This window comes from Mesorhizobium sp. M0189 (assembly GCF_040322135.1).
Lineage (GTDB): Bacteria > Pseudomonadota > Alphaproteobacteria > Rhizobiales > Rhizobiaceae > Mesorhizobium.
In genome coordinates this window covers 510577-529117 of the sequence record NZ_JAMYSW010000003.1, presented here as the reverse complement: position 1 = coordinate 529117, position 18541 = coordinate 510577, and the positions used below count along the sequence as shown (strand labels likewise).

Sequence of the window (18541 nt, the reverse complement as noted above, 5' to 3'; positions counted from 1 at the left end):
GGAAACGGGAGGAATAAGATGGTCAGAAGATTTCTTTTCTCCGTGGTCTTGGCGCTGTCGTCGCTGATGGCGACGCACGCGTGGGCCGACATAACAGTGCTCGTTCCCTCGGGAAGCGAGGGCGACGGCCTGAGAGCCGCTGCCGCCGACTATGCGAAGCTGAAGGGCACCAAAGTCGAGATCGTCCAGGCTCCCTACAGCAACGTCTTCGAACAGGCGGCCAATGCCGGCCAGACAAAATCGGGCGCCTTCGATATCGTTCTGATGGACGATCCGTGGATTCCGTTCTTCGCGGAAAACGGGCATCTTGAAGATCTGACGCCCTATTTCAAGAAGGCCGGGCTCGAAGGACCGGACAGCGACTTCCTGTCGAAATCCCTGGCAGTCTGCCGCAATCCTTACAACAAGGGGCCCTACGTGTGCCTGCCCTATGTGGGAAACGCGCAGATGTTCTTCTATGACGCCACCAAGTTCAAGGAAGCAGGCGTTGAGGCACCGAAGACGTGGGACGACGTGCTGAAGGCAGCCAAGGCGCTCTCCGAAAAAGGCGGCGGCCGCTATTTCGGCTATGTTTTCCGGGGCGGCCAGGGCAACCCCGTCGTCGCCGACTTCATGCCGATCTTCTGGTCCTATGGCGCGGACATGTTCAACGCTGACCGGACAAAAGTGACGATCGACACGCCCGAAGGTGCGGCCGCGATGAAGACCTTCATGGCCCTGCGCGACGTCTCGCCGAAGGGCGTCGAGAGTTACAACGCCAACGAGGTCGGGCAGGCCCTGGCAGCGGGCACCGCAGCCTCGTCGATCAACTGGCCGAACTGGGTCGCGACCTTCGAAGATCCCAGCCAGTCGAAGATGGTCGGCAAGATCTCTTACTCGCCGATCCCGGCGGGCACCAAACCGGGCAGCTCGGAAATCGGCCACTGGACGATGGGCATCATGGCCGCTGCGAAGAACAAGCAGGAGGGCTTCGACTTCATGCTGTGGGCGACCTCACCGGAACAGATGAAAATCTCGGCCCAGCGCGGCAACCCGCCGGTGCGCAAGTCGATCTTCGCTGATCCCAGCCTGACCGGCCAGGAAAAATTCCGGCATTATCCAGTGCTCATGCAAGCGATCGAAGCCTCGACGCCGCGTCCGCGTCATCCGAAATGGCCCGAGATCGAGAACGCGTTCGGGATCGAGCTTTCCAAAGCCGTAGCTGGCACCGAAACGTCGGAGGAGGCGCTGAAGAGATCCCAGGCTGCGGTCGAAGAGATAACCGGCATCAAGTAGTTGGCCGCATATGGTGGTATCCGGTGATGCTGCTCCATTTTGCCGGATCAGCTCTCGGGGCAAGCACGAGCGAGTACGCGCCGGTTTGGATCTCGGGTTCGCCATGCTATGATTGACTGATATGACGGATAGAACTTCCGATGACCGTCTCTATCGGTGCGAAGTTCGGAAATTCGTTCGAGCGGTGGTTTGAGCGCCACCTGCGGGTATTGATGCTTGCGCCAGCTATGCTCGTGCTCCTGGCGCTCACGATATTTCCGTCGATCTACATGATCATTGCGGCGGCAACGCGGATCAGCCCGAATCCGGACCTGCCCTGGCAATTTGCCGGCGCTGACAATTTTCTGCGGCTTCTCACCGACGAGCAGTTTCACGTCGGCTTGTGGAACACGCTGGTGTTCACCGTCTTCGCTGTCGGCACCGAGTTCCTGTTTGGCCTCGGCCTCGCCTTGCTGCTCGACCGATACATCCGGCGCTTGAATTTCCTGAAAACGATCCTGATGCTGCCGATGATGCTGCCGCCGGTTGCGGTCGCGATCACCTGGAAGCTCATCTACGAGCCGCAATTCGGCGTGCTCAACGAGATCATGTTCCGGCTCGGCCTGCCCCTCCAAGCTTGGGCCGGCGACGTCCGACTGGCTATGTTGTCCGTGATCGTCGCCGACGTTTGGCAATGGACGCCGTTCATGTTCCTGCTGATGCTTGCCGGGCTCGCCAGCCTGCCGGACGAGCCCTACGAGGCGGCGGCGATTGACGGCGCCTCCGCCTGGCGGCAGTTCTGGGATCTGACGCTGCCGTTCCTGAAGCCGGTCATCGCCATCGCGCTGCTGTTACGCATCATGGACGCGCTGCGGCTCTTTGACCTCGTCTTCATCTTGACCGGCGGCGGCCCTGCCGACCGGACAAAGACGCTCAGTCTCTATATTTACCAAGTGGCGTACCGCTTCGCCGACCCCAGCTATGCGGCCGCCATCTCGCTTTTCGTGCTGTTCACGACCGTCGCGTTCAGCACCTGGTTCATCAAGCGCATGCGGCTTGCCGACTAGAGGACCTATGGCGCACCGCCGAAAGCGTATCGGAATCCAGCGCATCGCCGCCTATGTGGTGATCGCCGTAGCGCTCGTGGTCACCCTCTTCCCAGTCTACTGGATCGCGGCCAACTCGTTCAAATACGACATCGACATCTTCTCGATACCGCCGCAATGGGTCCCCGCCAATCCGACGTCGAAGCATTACCACGCCGCCTTCGTCGAGCGGCCTTTCCTAATCTATGCATTGAACAGCCTGATCATCGCGGTCTCGACGACGCTTGTCTCGGTCGTCTTTGGCTCCCTGGCCGGCTATGCGCTCGCCCGTTTCCAGTATCCGGGCAGATGGCGCTACCAGATCTCGTTCTGGATCCTGTCGACGCGCATGATGCCACCCATCGTGACGATCATCCCGCTCTACATCGCCTTCAACCATCTCGGCATGCTGAACACGAAGCCTGCGGTGATCATCGCCTATACGGCGTTCAACCTGCCTTTCTCTACCTGGATGATGAAGAGCTACTTCCAGGACCTGCCGGTCGAGCTCGAGGAGGCGGCGATGGTCGACGGCGACACGCGATGGGGCGCATTCCTGCATGTCGCTTTGCCGCTCGCCCGTCCTGGGCTGGCGGCCACAGCCATCTTTTGCCTGATCATTTCGTGGAACGAATTTCTGCTCGCCCTTATCCTGACCCTGACCGAACGATCGCAGACACTACCGATCGGCATTGCCGGGCGCGTCACGCAGTACAACACCTATTGGGGCGAAATCAGCGCCGCCGGCTTCACCGCCTGCATCCCGATCATGATCTTCGCCTTCGTCGTCCAGAAACACCTGGTTCGCGGCATCTCGTTCGGCGCGGTCAAGGGGTGAGCCATGGCCTCGGTCGTGTTCCAGAACGTGGTCAAGAAGTTCGGCACCTTCACCGCGGTCAGCGACCTCAATCTTGAGGTGCGCGACAAGGAGTTTCTCGTCCTACTCGGGCCTTCGGGCTGCGGCAAGACCACGACCATGCGCATGGTAGCCGGCCTCGAGGAGGTTACGGCTGGAGAGATCTTCATCGGCAGCGACCGGGTCAACGACGTGCTGCCGAAATATCGCGACGTCGCGATGGTCTTCCAGTCCTACGCGCTCTACCCCCACCTCAGCGTCGCCGATAACATCGGCTACCCCTTGAAGATCCGCAAGGTGGCGCAGGACAAGATGCGCCAGATGGTCATGGAGGTGGCACGCCGCGTCGAGCTCGACGGCCTGCTCGACCGGCTGCCGAAGCAACTCTCCGGCGGGCAGCGCCAGCGCGTCGCGCTGGCCCGCGCCATCATCCGCACACCAAAGGTCTTCTTGATGGACGAACCGCTGTCCAATCTCGACGCCAAGCTGCGGGTCCAGATGCGGGCCGAACTCAAGCACCTCCAGCACGAGCTACAGGTGACGACGATCTACGTCACCCACGACCAGATCGAGGCGATGACCCTCGCTCACCGGGTGGCGGTGATGAACAAGGGCGTGATCGAGCAGCTCGGCACGCCGAAGAAAATCTACAACGACCCGCGCACCCTTTTCGTCGCGGGCTTCATCGGTTCGCCGCCGATGAACCTGATCGACGGTGAGGTCAAGGACGGGGTCTTCACGAGCCTCGGCGGCGTCAGGGTCGACGGCCTCGGGGGCGCGAACGTTGCGAGCGCTGTACTGGGCGTCCGCCCGGAGGACATCCACGTCCTTCCTGCCGGAAGCGAAAAGACCAATATCGTGGCCCCGATCTATTCGGTCGAACTGACCGGCGAAAGCACGCTGGTCACCCTGCGCGCCGGAGCGGCCTTGCTCACTGTTCGCGCCGACAAGAATTTTGTGGGCGACTTTGATCAGATGGTGGAGGTCGGCTTTGCGCCCGGACGGGTGTTCCTGTTTGACCGCCAGAGCCAGGACCGTGTTGACTTCTAGGATGCTCCTCGCCGTCGCGGCACTTCTGTGGAGCGGAGGCGCCGCGGCAGGCGAGGATGTCATTGCGGACAATCCGCTTGTCGAAATTCCGGGGGGGCCGTTCGTCTTCGGCAACGACACGGGCGATGAAAACGAGCGGCCGCGACATGTCGTCGAAGGCCAGGCCTTCGCCATGAACCAGACCGAGATCACCAACGCGCAATACCGCCGCTTCGTCGCGGCGACGGGACATCGCGCCGCTTTCTACGACCGGCATCCGGCCCTCGGTCTGCCTGACCACCCGGTCGTCGGCGTCAGCTTTACCGATGCAGAGGCGTTCTGCGCCCATTATGGCCTGAAGTTGCCGTCCGAGCAGGAATACGAACGCGCCGCGCGCGGGCCGCAGGGAGCACACTTTCCCTGGGGTGATGCGCCGGTCGACGCGACACGCGCCAATTTTGGACGCGGCGCCTGCTGCGACGAGGACGCCAGCGACGGTCATGACATGACGGCACCCGCCCGGTCGTTTCCACTAGGGGCGGGCAGGGAGGGCCTGCTCAACCTCGTCGGCAACGTGTGGGAATGGACCCGCGACTTCTATGCACCCTACGGCGGCGAAGCGCTGCCCGAAATCGCCGGAAAATATCGGGTGCTTCGTGGTGGCGCGTGGAACAGCGACCCCACCCGCCTGAGCACGACCCGCCGGCTTGCCTATGACCCTGATTTTCGTTTCGCCGCCAACGGAGGCTTTCGATGCGTACGCTCACCGGATTGATTGCCCTTTTGCTTATGGCGATCGCAACGCAAGGGTCGGCGGAGCCGAAGGCAGCGTCGGGATACGAAGTCGAAATCGTGCGAAGACCGGGAGCGATCTTTGCCGGACTTGCTCGCGACGGCGATGCGCTTCTGGTGACCGACCTAGCCGACGGCCGCCTCTACAGGCGCACCCCGAACGGCCGTTTCACCGCTTTCGGTCCGGTCCTGCCGCATGGCACCGACGTCATGGGCGAACCGACCGGGCCCTATCGGGTCGAGCGCCATGGCAGCGGCTATCTCGTCGCCCAGGGCTGGACGCCGGCGGACCATGACGAGGACTCCAACGACCACGCGATGCTCGAGGTCGACGAGGGCGCCGTCACGCGGGTCGTCAGCAACGACTTCTGGAACCCGTACGACTTCGCGTTGTCAGGCGACACGCTCTATGTCGTCGACGCCGCGCGGAACTCCGTCGAACGCCTTCTGGCCGACGGGAGCGGCCGCACGCAGCTCTTTGCCTTTGCTCGGCTGAGCACCAGCGGCCAGGCCCTAACCGCCCTCTCGCCGACCGAGTTCGGCGACGGTCAGAAATACGAGTTCGACGCGGTTCCGACCGGCCTTGCCGTGCACGGCAGCCGGCTTTACGTCTCCCTGTTCGGCGGATTTCCCTTCGTCGCCGGCAGCGGCCGTATCGTCTCGCTGAAGCAGGCCGGCCAAACAGGCAGCGTCCGCATCGAGGCCATCGGCATGAATGCTCCGGTCGATGTCGCCTTCGATGCAGAGGGCGAGATGCTGGTCCTCGAACATGGCACTTTCGATCAGTCGGATGGCTGGGCTTCTGGCAGCGGCAGGCTTCTCGGGTTAGACCTTGTCTCAGGAAAGAGGCAGGTGCTTCTCGATGGACTGACCCGGCCGGTCGACGTGCTCCCCTTCGACAAAGGCGCTATCGTCGTCTCGCAACTGGACGGGAAGCTCGTCTTTCTCAAACAGGCAGGGCCTGCCCAGCCGCACCCCTAAATATCTGTTATCGATGGCGTCGCCGGCGCTAGGGGAATGCGCACCGGCGCCGGCGCGCTTGCCGCCATCGACTATCAGATATTCCTCGCGGATCGGCCGGCCTTCCTTTGCCGTTCGCCATAGGCCTGAGCAACACCAAGACAGGTCGCTTCACGCGCAACAACGGAGGAGATATCGGAGATTTTCTTGGTGTGGGGAAAGGCGGTAGCGCTCTCCCGACTCGAACCGCGACCGTTTCTTAGGTCGCGCCTACCGTTTTGCACGCCCTCCCCTGCCCGGCCGTGGCGGAAGGTTGAACCAGTTGGGCGACTGCTAGGTTCCAGACTGGAGGTAAGGTCGGCTCGCTGAAAGCACGGCAGGTGGCATGCGGCACATGCGCGACAACGGCGGCGGAGGGTTTGAGAGGGCCGGAGCCCCGACAGCTTTCGGCAGTTCGAACGATATAGTCGAACGGCCGAAATCGGGGCGCAAAGCTGCCATTCGGCACAAAGATAACAAATAGCATCGGCGATCGGCTGAAGCCGCTCCTTGTCAGTCTGCTGGCGAACCGCGTAACCGGGGCAGATTTCCGGGCGAAGGGGTTTGCAGGCGAGCGCGTTCGTGATTCACCCTATGCGTGACGCTACCACCGACTGATTCGTTTGAAGGCTGTCGCTCGCGGAACTCCGCGGGTTGGTTACTGCGCTGATCGGCGAAGTGCGCGGTCCAAACATGGTTCGAAGTGGTCGATCGCAGGGCCGCGTCGCACGGTGCAGAAGGCCATGCATCGTTGATTATGCGCAAACTGCTATCGCGCGCCTAGTCGGAACTCGCGCATCGAACAGTACATCACGTCTTCCGTCCCCAGCGCACCGGCGGCCTCCCGCTCGCAATCCAAATAGACGTCTTTCAGCTGTTTGATTGGCATGTCAGCGTGAGCGAACGCGAGGTCCTGAGCGTCAGAAGCCGACAATGAAGCCGGACTGATTGCGATCAGCACGGTGCCGAGCGTCACAGGCGCGAGGGACTTAACAACTGACATGATCATTTTGAGATCCTCCCCAGCTCCCGTCGGTCAACATTCAGTCCCTGGGGTCGCAGGTGTAGTGCCGTTCGAAGGTCCCGTCCGCGCGCCGCTGCTTGTCGAAGCCGCGATGTAAGGCTCGATCGCGCGCTCGTGAACCAGCCAAAGGGGATCTCGGCCGAGGCGTAGCCACTGCCGGCGGCCAACCGTTTCGGGATCGAGGCCGAAGCGATCCTGGTGCGCTCGATCGTCGTGCCGGCCGCGCCTGCCTCCGCATGACGGATGGCGCGGCTTGGCAAAGCGCACATGATTTCGTCACGTGAGATGCCGATGTCGCCAAGAACGTCATCGGGTAAACGGCTCAACTGGTCCGTTGCCGACAAGAGAGCTTTTCGCTCGGCGCGGAGGCGTAACCACCTGCGAAATGGACCAATGGCGGCAGCATGAATTATAACCATGATCAGATCGTCCCTTCATTTGATCTGAATTGACCGGTACGGAACGGCGCGAACGGCACTCCGGGCGAGAGCGTCAGCCGTCCGCGAGGCAAGTTAGGCGTAGTGGTCGATGGATTGGTTTTGCCGCGGCGCGCCCATACGGCGGGCGGTGGCTGGCCCCGGGCCACGCATGTAATAAAGCTCCGGGCGGTAGCGCGGCGCGACGAATTTGCGAAACCCCGCAGCAAGTTTTGTGACGGGAGCCAAGAATTTCATGACTGTTCCCTTTCCCTTCGCCGGCTTGCACACGAGCCGGCGGGCCTGACGTTGCAACAAGGATATGACAGTCGAACCAGGCTCGGCTGTGGGAATTCCCACACCGGGGAAAACATTGGCGAAATCCGCTCCCAGTTTGCATCCCGGAAAGCGGGGCCTGCGGCCATCAAATTTCCTTGGATAGGGAGTAAGGTGAAGTACACTTGATTGAACAAGAGACCGTTGTGACAGGCTCTCTGGCCTTCATCTCAAGACTTTGCGATGCCGACCTCGCCGCGCTGACCAAACGGTGGCACGAGCGCAGCTATCGACACAACGAGCTAATCATTTCCCACGGCGACACTGGTCGCGATGTCTTCTTCCTGCTGGAAGGACGGGCTCGCGTGACACTGGTTTCAGCGGACGGCAGGGAGATAGCGTATCGCGATGTCGAACCGGGTGACATTTTCGGGGAGCTCGGAGGCATTGACGGGATTGCACGCTCTGCCAGCGTAGTCGCGCTGGAGGCAACCCGCGCTGCACGGCTGTCCGGCACAGCATTCCGGGATATCGTGATGACCCACCCGACTTTTGCCTGGATGCTGCTTGAGCATCTGTCTGCCCAACTCCGGCGCATGACCGAGCGGGTATTCGAATACAGCACTCTGGTCGTGCGAAAACGGCTGATCGTCGAGCTCCTGCATCGGGCGGAGAAAGCCGCACTCGTGGACGGCGAGGTGTCCATAAGCCCGGCACCGACGCATTCCGAGCTGGCGGCAACGATGAGCACGCACAGGGAAGCGGTCTCGCGCGAAATGAGCGACCTCGCCAAGAGAGGCCTGATCGAAAAGCGCGGCAGCAGGTTATTGCTGCATGACGTCTCGGCACTACGGGCGCTGGTCGACAAGAAGGAATAGCGAAGGCTGTCGCTGCGGCGGGGGCACAGCACGTTTCATACTCCTCGGCCGCAAGTGATTATTCCTTCCGGCAAACCGGGCAACCTAGCGTGCCAGCGCGCGGGTCGGGCTTTGATCGCTTCACCCCTTGCAAGAATCATGACTCGGCTTCTTGATGCGGGCACGGAACGTTATCCCCAGCCTGCTTGCAGACTTACAAGGGCGGATCGAAGGGTGAAGCCGCATGGACGTTAAATACCAAATCTTCGTCAGCTCGACCTACGCCGATTTGGTGGACGAAAGACGGTCGGTCATCGAGGCCGTTCTTAACCCCGGGCATATTCCTGTGGGGATGGAGGCATTCCAAGCCAGCGACGACACTCAATGGGATACATTAAGCGGCGCATCGATGACAGCGACTACTACGTACTCATCGTAGCAGAGCGGTACGGCTCAGAGTTGAAGGGTAAGAGCTACACCCAGATGGAGTACGAGTACGCCGTCGCCCAAGACGTGCCTACCGTGGCGTTTTTGCTCGAAGGCGGTGCTCGCAAGACGTGGGCCGCGGAAAGGTCGAGTTCGAGAAAAAGGCCAAACTCGAGAGATTCCGAAAGCTGTATGAAAAGAAGCTCGTCAAATATTGGCGCAACAAGGACGATTTGGCGGGTAAGGTTGCGATGGCTATTAGACGTTATGACTCTGAGCGGCGGCCCGCCCTTAGTCTTTGCAGCTGTTAAGCAAACGGGGGTTGCTCGGGAGTGCCGAGCCGAGCCCCAAGCGAAGAAAGGACGGGCCATGGAGCAAGATAACGTTTTTTACGTCGGTGTCGATGTGTCGAAAGCCAAGCATGCTGTCGCGATTGCCGAGGGCGGACGCGGTGGAGAGGTCCGGTATTTCGGCGAGGCGTTCCCCGCGCGTCGTCACCGGAACGTCGTAGCCGTGAAGCCGAACCGGTCCCGTCATCGTGAACAAGCGTCACCTCGCCAGTCATCGTGATCGTGTCGCCTTCGGACAGTTTCGCCATCGGCATCGCCCTCGCAAAGGCCGCCGCTGAACTGGACGTGGAAAGCGCCATCGACGGTGAGATCGTCGTATTGAACGAGACTGGCCTGTCTGACTTCGGAGCCTTGCGGAAAGCCATCACCCAACGCCAGCACGACCTCTATTCGTCGCCTTCGATCTTCTGCATCTCAATGGTCACGACCTGCGCGACATGGCGCTGGAGGACCGCCGCGAGTTCCTTGCCGAGATGATCCCGGACGGTGGCCGTATCCAATTCAGCCAGGCGCTTCCCGGCGAGGCTAAGGCGATCTTCCCACCTGATAGACCAGGCGGGGCTCGAAGGCATGGTGTCGAGGCGCAAGGACAGCAAATACCGGAGCGGCAATTCGACGGCTTGGCACAAGACCAAGGCTTACAGCATCGATGAATACGAGTTGCTCGGCGTCGAGCGTGAACCCGGAAAGCCGGCTTTCGCCCTAATGGCCGAGCGTGGCACAGGACGCTATGTCGGGAGCGCCTTTATCACCTTGAACCGGGAGATGCGGGAACGCCTCTGGGAGCGCGTACAGGAGCATTCTGGGCCTGCGCCAAACGGGATGAAACGGCCGGCGATGCAATGGGTCAAGCCGGGGCTGATCGGCCCGTGAAGCATCTCCGCGGCGAGGAGAATCTGCGCCATGCCTCGCTGAATCGATCTCAGTCGGCTGCAGGCCCAACGCTGCCGGTCTCTCCTTGTTCCAAGACGCGCGGAGTTGCTGTGCGCGAAGCGCGCGCTGCGTCCAATTCTGCGACTTTCCTTAGGTATGGCTGTGAAGGGCAAGTCTGCTCGCCAAGTTCGCTTTGCTACTGAGCGCGCTCGTCGGCGGCGTGGGCCATCCCGTCCTTGAAGTCGACTTTGGTGCCCGGCTGCACGATCGAGCCGAGGTCTTCGGCATCCCAGTTGGTCAGTCGGATGCAGCCATGCGAGAAAGTCGTGCCGATCTTGCCCGGTTCGGGCGTGCCGTGGATGTGCTATGCTTAGAGATGGGAGACACGGCGGTCGCCGAAGCGCCCGCACGCCTCCCTGTTTATGGGAGGATAACATGGCCTACTATGTGCTGCTCACCAACTTCACAGATCAGGGGGCTAAGACAGTCAAGGACACCGTAAAGCGTGCTGAAGCATTCAAGGAGATGGCGGCCAAAAGCGGGGTCAAAGTACATTCGCTTTACTGGACGCTCGGTCAGCACGACGTGGTCGCGATTGCCGAAGCCGACGATGATATTGCCGCGACCGCGCTCAGCTTATCGATAGCTTCGCTCGGCAACGTCCGAACGCAGACCCTAAGAGCGTTCGACGCCAACGATATGGCAAAGGTCATTGCCAAGATGGGCTGAAAAAGAAGCGGCAATGAAGATCGCGGCCGACTGTTGGCGCAGGCAAATGGCCGACGCGATCGCGATCGCGATCGCGATCAAAACGTGGATTGATGGGACATGCGGCCGGCATCAAGTATATCGGCGGCTGCTGGTGCGCTTTGCTGCTCGAAAGCATACTGAAGCCAGGCTTGGACGCGGGTTAGTCATGAGCTCGCGCATACCCACGTAGGTAGACTATCGGCTTGCTTAAGGAGCGATCTGATATGTCTAAGGATAACGGTAGCTATACAAGTGCCGGTGCTAACTTTTATGGTCCGCAGTACGCGCGCATCGACGGCGAACTCGCTGCTGATGCCTCTCGATTCACGGCTGTAGTGAGCCCCCGCCTGGGGACAGAGTCAATTCGTGCGCGTGGCGCCGGCTTCCGTCTGGCGTTATGGACGCTGGCGGGGTGGCAAAAGCGTGATATCGAGGCAAGCAGCATCGTCGCGCCGATCGTCAGCCGAACTGTCAGCGCCGGTCCCTCGTCTTGGGCGGTTGTTCCGAAAAGGGTCACAAGCGCTGGTAGCGAGGAAGGTCCGGTTTGGAGAGGAAAATCGGCGCCGGAAAGGCGGCATTGGGTCACAACTTCTTGACCGGCGACCGTCGGCGAAGGTCCGAGAAAGATGGAAGACTGTCCTTTGAGTTGAAGCATCGAGAGGCTTAGGGCTCCGCCCTCGGCGCGCTTCGGAGCGTTTCCGCCCAACTTCGGTCGCTTTGCTCCCTGCAGCCGGTTCCCCGCGAAGGCGCCCACTCCGGTTGCACACCCGCTGCTCGCCGCGAGGCAGGGCTGCAGCGCAGTGCTGCGCCGCACCCCGACCTCAAGACCGGCATGGACGAGAGTGGTGGCTGGGTGAAAATCAGCCTTGCAAAAAGGTGGGGAGTCCTCCGCCAGCCCGTTCTTGTCCTCTGCTATCTTGGTCTCGGCGATGGCCAGAAGATCATTGCTCAGCTGCGATTTGTGCGGCAATCGGCGGTCTATAGAGGGCCGGGAGGGTTTCGAATTCCGCGTTAGGAAGAGCGTCCTTCTCGTCTTCACCGTGCAGGCTGGTTACTCTGGGCGGCAGAGTGCCCTTCCGCGCTTCGCAAACCTGCCGTGGGAAAAGCCTTGCCGTTTTTTCCGGCGGGGCTTTGATCAGATCGCGACTATTAGTGATTTATGCTGGAACTGGTTGCGGAGGTTGGAGTCGGACCAATTTGCACCGATTAAGAAGCCCCGTCAGCAAACGAACTCGGTCACAGCACTGTATTGGCGGTATCCCTCTACTGACTCGAGCCCGACCGCTTCTTAGGTCGCGCCTACCGTTTTGCACGCCCTCCCCTGCCCGGCCGTGACGGAAGGTTGAACCCGTCGGGCGGCTTGCTAGGGTTCCAGACTTAGGTGGTAACCCGGCATGAACACGGCACTGCTTTTGATGGCTCAGTATGGTGGTAAGGCCATCATCCCGATCGATGACGTCTGCCGAGACTATTTCTCCCACCTGACGCCGCCGAAATTGATTCAGCATTGGCATCCTCGGCTATGGCCGTATCGGCAAGATGCTTGCCCTTCGCGCCAAAGCTTTTGGCGCATTGCGCCTGTTGAATACGCATCCTTGTCAAGCCGGGTTGGGTTCCATAAGCGCGTCAGTCGAACCCCAAAAGTGCCCCAACAGCAGGGCTGGATTGGTCGATCCGCGGGGCGGTGAAACGCAGTGCAGGGCGCCGTGATTTTCCCGATCCGTCATTGCCGCGACGAACTTTGCGCCTAGAGTAGTGGCACATGCCGCAGCATGGAGAGTTCTCATGCGCCGCCTCTTCCGCTTTATCGCACTCGCCGCCAGCCTTGCCGCCTTCCCGGCCGGCGCGCAGGAACGTCAGGTCTACAGTCTCCCGCAGGGCGCGCATCCCCATGACGTCGCGCCCGCGCCCGACGGAGACATCTGGTACACGGCCCAGCAACAGGGGGCACTGGGTATTCTCGATCCCGAGACCGGCAAGGTTCGCCAAGTACCGCTTGGCGAAGGATCCAGCCCTCACGGTGTCATCCAGGGTCCGGACGGTGACGCGTGGATAACCGATGGCGGGCTCAACGCGATCGTGCGCTTCGACTCGACAACCGAGGAAATCAAGGTGTGGGCGCTTCCGCAGGACGTCGGCTACGCCAATCTCAATACTGCCGCCTTCGACGGCGACGGCCTCCTCTGGTTCACCGGGCAGAGCGGAATCTACGGAAGGCTCGACCCTGCGACGGGCGACATGAAAATTTTCCACGCTCCAGAGGGCCGCGGCCCCTACGGGATTACTGCGACCCCCAACGGAGACGTCTACTTCGTGTCGCTCGCCGGCAGCTATCTGGCAAGCATCGACCGCAAGAGCGGTGAAGCTCGAGTGATCGAGCCTCCGACCCCGGACCAGGGGGCGCGCCGCGTGTGGTCGGACAGCCGGGGACGGCTTTGGATTTCGGAATGGAACGCGGGACAGGTATCGGTCTACGACCCCCATGACGGCGGCTGGAACGCTTGGCGTTTGCCCGGCGACCTTCCTCGCACCTATGCGGTCTATGTGGACGAGCGCGACATTGTCTGGCTCTCCGATTTCGGAGGGAATGCCGTGCACGCGTTCGATCCGCAGACAGACAAGTTTACGACGTACCCCAAGTCCACGGAAAACGCTGATGTCCGTCAGATCAATGGACGCCGCGGAGAGGTTTGGCTGCCAGAATCCGGGGCCGACCGGCTGGTCGTGATCCGCACCGTCTCCGCCAAGTGAGGCGCCGGTCCCAGTCGCGGCTTCATTAGCGCCAGCAAGGCGAAGTTCGGTCTCCCCGTCCTTCCTCCGCGCTGCTAGCGCCGCGCTCCGTGCAGGATCGACGCGGATCCGCATCGCGGATCGGCGCCGCCCCTTTTGCGGCGGCTCATTCCGTCAACGCTGTGCGGAAGCTTCATTGCTATGACCGGAAAGGCGCTTTCGAGCACGCAGACCGGCTTGGATAGGCTCTTGCGGTGAACATGGCGAAATGGTTCGAGCCGACCGGCGACAGCTATTTCTCGCATATCAACCGCCAGAGCATCGAGGCCGTCATTCGGGAGGCGAAGGGTGATCAGGCCGCGCTTGCCGTCAAGGCGGCGGGCAAGAAGTTCAACGATCATTTGCATCGAGTTGTGGCTCACATCTGGGGATCACGACCTGCACGGCCCCCACTCCGGTAACAACAGGCTGCAAAATTGGAACAGTCGTTTGGCCCTCTCCATAGCCCTTCAGATGCGTCTTTGATCATTGCCTGAGGTACGCGCCCGTGTAGGTCTGGCCAGCAAGCCTAACGGTTCCGGCGAGGGCTCCGTCGGACAGCATAACAAAACTGACGTCCGCGCCATTCGGTAGGCGCTCAAGCCGGCGGCCTCTCCCGGATAGTTGTCGCCCAGATTTCCCCACGCATAGGTGACCGTCACCTTCCATCGGAAGAAATCGTCTGAACAGCAAGTTTGGCGTCATACATCCCATCCAATCGTCCGGCCCATAGACCCGAAAAAGCAGCGTACTTTGTTGGAACGCCCTTGCCAGGGAGAGTGACCGCCACGGATTGATGCATGATTGCTGAGCCGGAAGGAACCAAGGCAGGTTGGGGAGGAATGGCACCAGGTTCTAACGCAGGTTCGAGAGTGGCGGGTTGCGGCGTTTCAGGAGCCGATTGGCACGCGGCTAGGGCAAGTGCCGCGAAGCCAAGCATTGCGTTGCACATTCGGTGTGCCATCTTCTGGTGCGCCGGCCATCTTTGAATCTAGCGCAGGCCGACCTTATCGCGCGTTTTCACAAGCCGTGTCTACGCAGGGTATGTCATACGACAGCGGGTCGTCGAAGAACCCGCAGCGGTCGTGAGTGAATGCCTCCATTCGTCGCCCAAGTAGCGGCCTGGAGCGCCATTCGCCCCGCAACCGCTGGTTCATTAGGAGTTGAGCGGGAGGATCAGCAGTTGACCTTCCAGATCACATAGTGAGCCCGTTGCGACTGTATTCCTGAACCTTCGACAAACGAGTACACGTCGGTCGAACGGACTCACCAAGCTGCTGAATGAACCGCTTGTCTTATGACTTTCCGTCGTTTCGAGGCCAAAGTGGGTTGCCGCCTGCGGGCCTTCACCACCCGCAGGCGGCGGGAGGGGTGGGATCGATGAACCGTCGGTCGTGATGGACCGAGCTAGAGTATGATCGACGCGTTGGTGCCAGGCTTCTGAATGATAATCACGACGATGGTAGTCATTCTCGACGATACAAGAGTTGCTGCCACTTATTCGGACAGGAGCTACCGGTTCGATTGAACCGGTAGCGGTGAACGGAAGGGCACAAACACCCTTCGGCCGCGATTTCGCCAATAGCAATACCGCAGAAACGTGCCACTTTGGCGGACGATCTGCGCCCTCCGAAGGCAGAAGTTACAGGTTCGAATCCTGTCGGGTGCAGCATTGCCGCAGTTCGCTTGCCGACAACTATTCCTGCTGGAATTGACAGGGCCAATCTTCAGGCCTCGTCAAGCCAGAAGGCAACTCGGTCCGGGCGTCTCCGCAAGCCATGTTGAGCTGCCACTGGGACAGACCCGCCGAATTGGAAAGATCGACACCCTCGATACGGGTCAGAAAGAAAAAGGCGCGGTCAAAGTCTATCGGCGCGGTGAACGTCGCTCCTCGGAAGTCCGCCCGTGCGAGATTGGCAAACGAGAAGCGGCTGCCGCTGATATCGGCGTCATGGAACTGCGCACGCCCCAATTCTGCCTTTGTGAAATCAACATTGGTCAGATTGGCGCCCTGGAAATTCGAGCGCTGCATTTCCGCGCTCGCAAACACAGCGCCCTGCGCGTCCATACGGCTGAAGTCGGTCCTGTAGGCCTCGATTCTGTCGAACCGGGCGCCTTTGGCGGTCGAGTCGGCCAGGGAAGCACGCACAAGCGTTGCCTTCTCAAGATTTGCCGCAAGGAGATTGCTGTTCCTGAGGTCGGTCGAAGTGAAATCAACACCGAACAGGTTCGCCCCGCTCAGGTCCTGTCCTTCTAGATGAGAAGCTTCTTGTCACACTCGTGCCAATTAACGCCAGGCGTCGCGGCTGCGTGGCAATTGTGAGCAGCAGTGGCGTTCTGCCAAGCAAACACAGTGCAAACCGCTAGAGCCAAGCCGGATGCGCCGTAAGCTCTGGTTCGCCTCAAAGTCATTGTTGCTGGACCTCTGCTACTCGCCGACACTCAACCTTACCACATCTGCTGACACTCGAGCCACGGTGACCACCGCCGTCACAGTTAGCGCATTTCTCATATTCAAGCTTTGATGTTGTTCAACCGATCAACCCGCGCGTAGGGCGCGATTTGCGAGCGCCTCCCCATATCATCGGCGGTCCAGCAGAGATTCATTTGTCACCGGCCAGGCGCATCATTCCGTAGGTATGCTTGACTAAGCCGAGGAGAGCGGTCGTTCAGGCTGGCGAAGTCGCGTGCCAAGATTGGCCTCCGCTCTGGACGCTTGTCTCGCTAATTGGGAGCCTGCTCGAGTGCAGACCGCCAACCGCCGGCGTCCGCTGCCGACAAGCGTGAATCCGCTTGGTTCCGCACCGGTCGGTACTTCCCGACGGCGAGGTTGACCCGGCACGGGGTGCTAGTCGCGTATCCTGATTCCGCTGTCGCATGAATCCCACGACTTCGCTTAGCGAGGCCGAAGTTGATCTCTGCCATCTACCAGGTTGAAGCATCAACCCGCATATTTGTGTCGTAAGCTGACGTGCCGCGAATACGCCGTTTTCGGTAGGCGGGCTTTATGGCGGGCGCGCAACCTATTCTTGTATTTTTATCAATGTAAAACAATGTCTTATGGCGGAGAGGGAGGATTCGAACTCCGCGCTTGGAAGAGCGTCCTTCTCGTCTTCACCGTGCAGGCCGGTTACTCTGGGCGGCAGAGTGCCCTTCCGCGCTTCGCCAAACCTGCCGTGGAAAAGGCCTTGCCGTTTTTTCCGGCGGGGCTTTGATCAGATCGCGACTATTAGTGATTTATGCTGGAACTGGTTGCGGAGGTCGGAGTCGGACTTATTTGCGCTGATTAAGAAGTCAGCAAACGAATTCGGTGGCCGCACTGTATTGACGGTATCCCTCTCCCGACTCGAACCCCCGAACTCGTTTGCGAATTATTGGCAGCAAGCCGCCTAACCCTTCCCGCTCATCAGTTCAGAAAGCAGGCGCCTGCTTGGAAGTGCGGGCCACGCGAATCTACGGCGCTTCGTTTCTTTCTGTCGCGATTGCCCCGCTTCGAGCATCCGACGTGAGATGACCTCCTGCTGCTGGCGCAGGTGGTCGCTCAGCAGTTTGTTGCGCGTGATGTAACCTGCATTAACACCCGGGATCGAGTGGTTCATCAGAAGGTGGACGTCCAGCTCCGCAACGCCCGCGGCCTGGGCGATGGTGCGGAACGTCTGCCGCAGGTCATTCCCCCATTTCGACAGATCGCTGCGTTTTTCCTTATGCTCGATAATGTGACCGCTTTTGCTCTCGGCTGGGAACAGCCATTCACGCGATTGTTCGCCATAGAGAGCCCGGCCAATGCGCATCACTCGAACCAGGCAGCGGATCATGGCTCGCGAAAGCGGTATGTCGAATGCCTTGACCTCGCCGCCCTTCGGCCTGGGTATGTGCAGGACACGTGCGCGAAAATCGACATGCTCGACCCTCGCCTTCCTGATCGCCTCAGGGCGATGGCCTGAGAGCAACATGAACAGATGCAACTCCCGCCGAATTGGGTTCTTCAATGCCGTGAGTTGGGTGAACCAGTCCTCGAGGTCCGAAAGCCCCAGCGCGGTATTGCGCCGATGTTCGGCATTCCAATCTATGGCTGAGACCGGATTGTCCGCTGGCAGCGTGCGGGCGGCCCTGCGAGCATGATTGTAGACGGCGCGCAGCGTTCGCATGCACCCGTTGGCGATATAGGCGCCGTTCTCCTTGGTGAGTTTCTCATGCCGCACGGTCACGATGGAAGGATCGTTGCCGAGCTTGGAAAGCGGCTCGTCAAGCCAATCAGCCAACAGCCGCTCGACGTGATCACGATAGTTGTTGATCGTCCCACCGCTTCGGCCTTTGTTCTTCATATACCCGTCGCGATAGCGTTCCCAGGCAATGCGCAGCGTGGGGTTCGCAATCGATGGCAAATCAACCGCTGCAACATTGCCGTCCGGCTTGCGTGTCGACGCGCGAGGGTCAACGCCGTTGGCGATCTTGCCAAGAATATCCTTCGCCTTCTTCCGCGCCGCGCGCGTCGTGAGTTCACCAACCTCAGCAACCTTCATTCGGACGGAAAGCCGCTTGCCCGCCTTCCTTCGCTCACCCTGGACAACGAATGTCTTTTGCCGTTTGCCCACAAGCACCATGAAGCCCGGCAGATCGGTGTCACGAGCAAAATATTGGCCCGAAGACGCCGGCTGGAGACGTTCGATGGCGCGGTCGGTGAGGGAGAGGCGAAGGTCTGTCATGAAATTAGTACGGGATTAGTACGGCAATTGCGTCGTGTTCGATCTGGCTCGATCTGTTGGTTTGTCTACCCCATGATAG

At 60.5% G+C, this 18541-nt stretch carries 17 protein-coding genes and 4 pseudogenes; 15 read left to right on the top strand and 6 right to left on the bottom strand.

Annotated features, from left to right (window positions below):
* Positions 1-18: 18 nt before the first annotated feature.
* The 6 genes from NKJ09_RS08365 (at position 19) to NKJ09_RS08340 (ending at position 5997) form a co-directional block, all read left to right on the top strand.
* Positions 19-1275, top strand: coding sequence for an ABC transporter substrate-binding protein (locus NKJ09_RS08365; RefSeq protein WP_352496621.1), 1257 nt, complete (start codon positions 19-21; stop codon positions 1273-1275).
* Positions 1276-1415: 140 nt separating this feature from the next.
* Positions 1416-2321: a carbohydrate ABC transporter permease gene (locus tag NKJ09_RS08360; protein ID WP_352496620.1), complete on the top strand. Its 906-nt coding sequence runs from the start codon at positions 1416-1418 to the stop codon at positions 2319-2321.
* Between the two features lie 7 nt (positions 2322-2328).
* Positions 2329-3177, top strand: a complete 849-nt coding sequence (locus NKJ09_RS08355; RefSeq protein WP_352496619.1) for a carbohydrate ABC transporter permease — start codon at positions 2329-2331, stop codon at positions 3175-3177.
* A 3-nt stretch (positions 3178-3180) separates the two neighbouring features.
* The gene (locus NKJ09_RS08350; protein ID WP_352496618.1) at positions 3181-4245 is read left to right on the top strand and encodes an ABC transporter ATP-binding protein; all 1065 of its coding nucleotides are present in this window, start codon (positions 3181-3183) and stop codon (positions 4243-4245) included.
* Positions 4211-4999 (top strand): formylglycine-generating enzyme family protein, encoded by a 789-nt coding sequence (locus tag NKJ09_RS08345; protein WP_352496617.1) that lies wholly within the window; start codon positions 4211-4213, stop codon positions 4997-4999. Before NKJ09_RS08350 ends, NKJ09_RS08345 begins: the two co-directional genes overlap by 35 nt.
* Positions 4978-5997 carry a ScyD/ScyE family protein gene (locus NKJ09_RS08340; protein WP_352496616.1) on the top strand — a complete coding sequence of 340 codons (1020 nt, stop codon included), beginning with the start codon at positions 4978-4980 and terminating at the stop codon, positions 5995-5997. Before NKJ09_RS08345 ends, NKJ09_RS08340 begins: the two co-directional genes overlap by 22 nt.
* A gap of 15 nt (positions 5998-6012) precedes the next feature.
* Here the strand turns inward: NKJ09_RS08340 and NKJ09_RS32480 are convergent.
* The 3 genes and pseudogenes from NKJ09_RS32480 to NKJ09_RS08325 all read right to left on the bottom strand — a co-directional run.
* A pseudogene (locus tag NKJ09_RS32480) lies at positions 6013-6099 on the bottom strand (formate dehydrogenase); the annotation flags it as partial.
* Positions 6100-6784: 685 nt separating this feature from the next.
* Positions 6785-7024, bottom strand: a complete 240-nt coding sequence (locus NKJ09_RS08335; protein WP_352496615.1) for a hypothetical protein — start codon at positions 7022-7024, stop codon at positions 6785-6787.
* Positions 7025-7551: 527 nt separating this feature from the next.
* Positions 7552-7713 carry a hypothetical protein gene (locus tag NKJ09_RS08325; protein ID WP_352496614.1) on the bottom strand — a complete coding sequence of 54 codons (162 nt, stop codon included), beginning with the start codon at positions 7711-7713 and terminating at the stop codon, positions 7552-7554.
* A 224-nt stretch (positions 7714-7937) separates the two neighbouring features.
* Here NKJ09_RS08325 and NKJ09_RS08320 point away from each other — a divergent pair, with 224 nt between their 5' ends.
* The 4 genes and pseudogenes from NKJ09_RS08320 (at position 7938) to NKJ09_RS08305 (ending at position 10237) form a co-directional block, all read left to right on the top strand.
* Positions 7938-8609, top strand: a complete 672-nt coding sequence (locus NKJ09_RS08320) for a Crp/Fnr family transcriptional regulator (protein WP_029356805.1) — start codon at positions 7938-7940, stop codon at positions 8607-8609.
* Between the two features lie 223 nt (positions 8610-8832).
* Positions 8833-9107: pseudogene (locus NKJ09_RS08315) on the top strand (DUF4062 domain-containing protein); the annotation flags it as partial.
* Positions 9108-9801: 694 nt separating this feature from the next.
* Positions 9802-10017, top strand: a complete 216-nt coding sequence (locus NKJ09_RS08310) for a hypothetical protein (RefSeq protein ID WP_352496613.1) — start codon at positions 9802-9804, stop codon at positions 10015-10017.
* Complete coding sequence (locus NKJ09_RS08305; RefSeq protein WP_352496627.1) at positions 9935-10237, top strand: hypothetical protein; 303 nt, start codon at positions 9935-9937, stop codon at positions 10235-10237. The genes NKJ09_RS08310 and NKJ09_RS08305 overlap by 83 nt, the downstream gene beginning before the upstream one ends.
* Positions 10238-10433: 196 nt before the next feature.
* Here NKJ09_RS08305 and NKJ09_RS08300 read toward each other — a convergent pair whose 3' ends face one another.
* Positions 10434-10598, bottom strand: a complete 165-nt coding sequence (locus NKJ09_RS08300; RefSeq protein WP_352494243.1) for a L,D-transpeptidase — start codon at positions 10596-10598, stop codon at positions 10434-10436.
* 74 nt (positions 10599-10672) lie between these two features.
* Between NKJ09_RS08300 and NKJ09_RS08295 the strand changes: the two genes are divergently transcribed.
* The 5 genes and pseudogenes from NKJ09_RS08295 to NKJ09_RS08275 all read left to right on the top strand — a co-directional run bounded on the left by NKJ09_RS08295 (position 10673) and on the right by NKJ09_RS08275 (position 14178).
* Entirely contained in the window at positions 10673-10966 is a 294-nt protein-coding gene (locus tag NKJ09_RS08295; protein WP_065012366.1) for a GYD domain-containing protein, read from the top strand.
* Positions 10967-10979: 13 nt separating this feature from the next.
* Positions 10980-11177: a hypothetical protein gene (locus NKJ09_RS08290; RefSeq protein ID WP_352494223.1), complete on the top strand. Its 198-nt coding sequence runs from the start codon at positions 10980-10982 to the stop codon at positions 11175-11177.
* A 1204-nt stretch (positions 11178-12381) separates the two neighbouring features.
* Positions 12382-12492 (top strand): annotated as a pseudogene (locus NKJ09_RS08285) (pyocin activator PrtN family protein); the annotation flags it as partial.
* 280 nt (positions 12493-12772) lie between these two features.
* Entirely contained in the window at positions 12773-13738 is a 966-nt protein-coding gene (locus NKJ09_RS08280) for a Vgb family protein (protein ID WP_352494222.1), read from the top strand.
* A gap of 233 nt (positions 13739-13971) precedes the next feature.
* Positions 13972-14178 carry a hypothetical protein gene (locus tag NKJ09_RS08275; protein WP_352494221.1) on the top strand — a complete coding sequence of 69 codons (207 nt, stop codon included), beginning with the start codon at positions 13972-13974 and terminating at the stop codon, positions 14176-14178.
* 1274 nt (positions 14179-15452) lie between these two features.
* Here the strand turns inward: NKJ09_RS08275 and NKJ09_RS32475 are convergent.
* Together NKJ09_RS32475 and NKJ09_RS08265 are read right to left on the bottom strand one after the other, a co-directional pair.
* Positions 15453-16168: pseudogene (locus NKJ09_RS32475) on the bottom strand (pentapeptide repeat-containing protein).
* A gap of 977 nt (positions 16169-17145) precedes the next feature.
* Positions 17146-18462 (bottom strand): tyrosine-type recombinase/integrase, encoded by a 1317-nt coding sequence (locus NKJ09_RS08265; protein WP_352494219.1) that lies wholly within the window; start codon positions 18460-18462, stop codon positions 17146-17148.
* Between the last annotated feature and the right edge of the window lie 79 nt (positions 18463-18541).

Bases quoted from the DNA above. Each gene is read 5' to 3' on its own strand.
- NKJ09_RS08265 (WP_352494219.1), bottom strand. From the start codon at position 18,462: ATGACAGACCTTCGCCTCTCCCTCACCGACCGCGCCATCGAACGTCTC.
- NKJ09_RS08325 (WP_352496614.1), bottom strand. From the start codon at position 7,713: ATGAAATTCTTGGCTCCCGTCACAAAACTTGCTGCGGGGTTTCGCAAA.
- NKJ09_RS08305 (WP_352496627.1), top strand. From the start codon at position 9,935: ATGGTGTCGAGGCGCAAGGACAGCAAATACCGGAGCGGCAATTCGACG.
- NKJ09_RS08290 (WP_352494223.1), top strand. From the start codon at position 10,980: ATGAAGATCGCGGCCGACTGTTGGCGCAGGCAAATGGCCGACGCGATC.
- NKJ09_RS08335 (WP_352496615.1), bottom strand. From the start codon at position 7,024: ATGATCATGTCAGTTGTTAAGTCCCTCGCGCCTGTGACGCTCGGCACC.
- NKJ09_RS08340 (WP_352496616.1), top strand. From the start codon at position 4,978: ATGCGTACGCTCACCGGATTGATTGCCCTTTTGCTTATGGCGATCGCA.
- NKJ09_RS08280 (WP_352494222.1), top strand. From the start codon at position 12,773: ATGCGCCGCCTCTTCCGCTTTATCGCACTCGCCGCCAGCCTTGCCGCC.
- NKJ09_RS08355 (WP_352496619.1), top strand. From the start codon at position 2,329: ATGGCGCACCGCCGAAAGCGTATCGGAATCCAGCGCATCGCCGCCTAT.
- NKJ09_RS08365 (WP_352496621.1), top strand. From the start codon at position 19: ATGGTCAGAAGATTTCTTTTCTCCGTGGTCTTGGCGCTGTCGTCGCTG.
- NKJ09_RS08295 (WP_065012366.1), top strand. From the start codon at position 10,673: ATGGCCTACTATGTGCTGCTCACCAACTTCACAGATCAGGGGGCTAAG.
- NKJ09_RS08310 (WP_352496613.1), top strand. From the start codon at position 9,802: ATGGCGCTGGAGGACCGCCGCGAGTTCCTTGCCGAGATGATCCCGGAC.
- NKJ09_RS08350 (WP_352496618.1), top strand. From the start codon at position 3,181: ATGGCCTCGGTCGTGTTCCAGAACGTGGTCAAGAAGTTCGGCACCTTC.
- NKJ09_RS08360 (WP_352496620.1), top strand. From the start codon at position 1,416: ATGACCGTCTCTATCGGTGCGAAGTTCGGAAATTCGTTCGAGCGGTGG.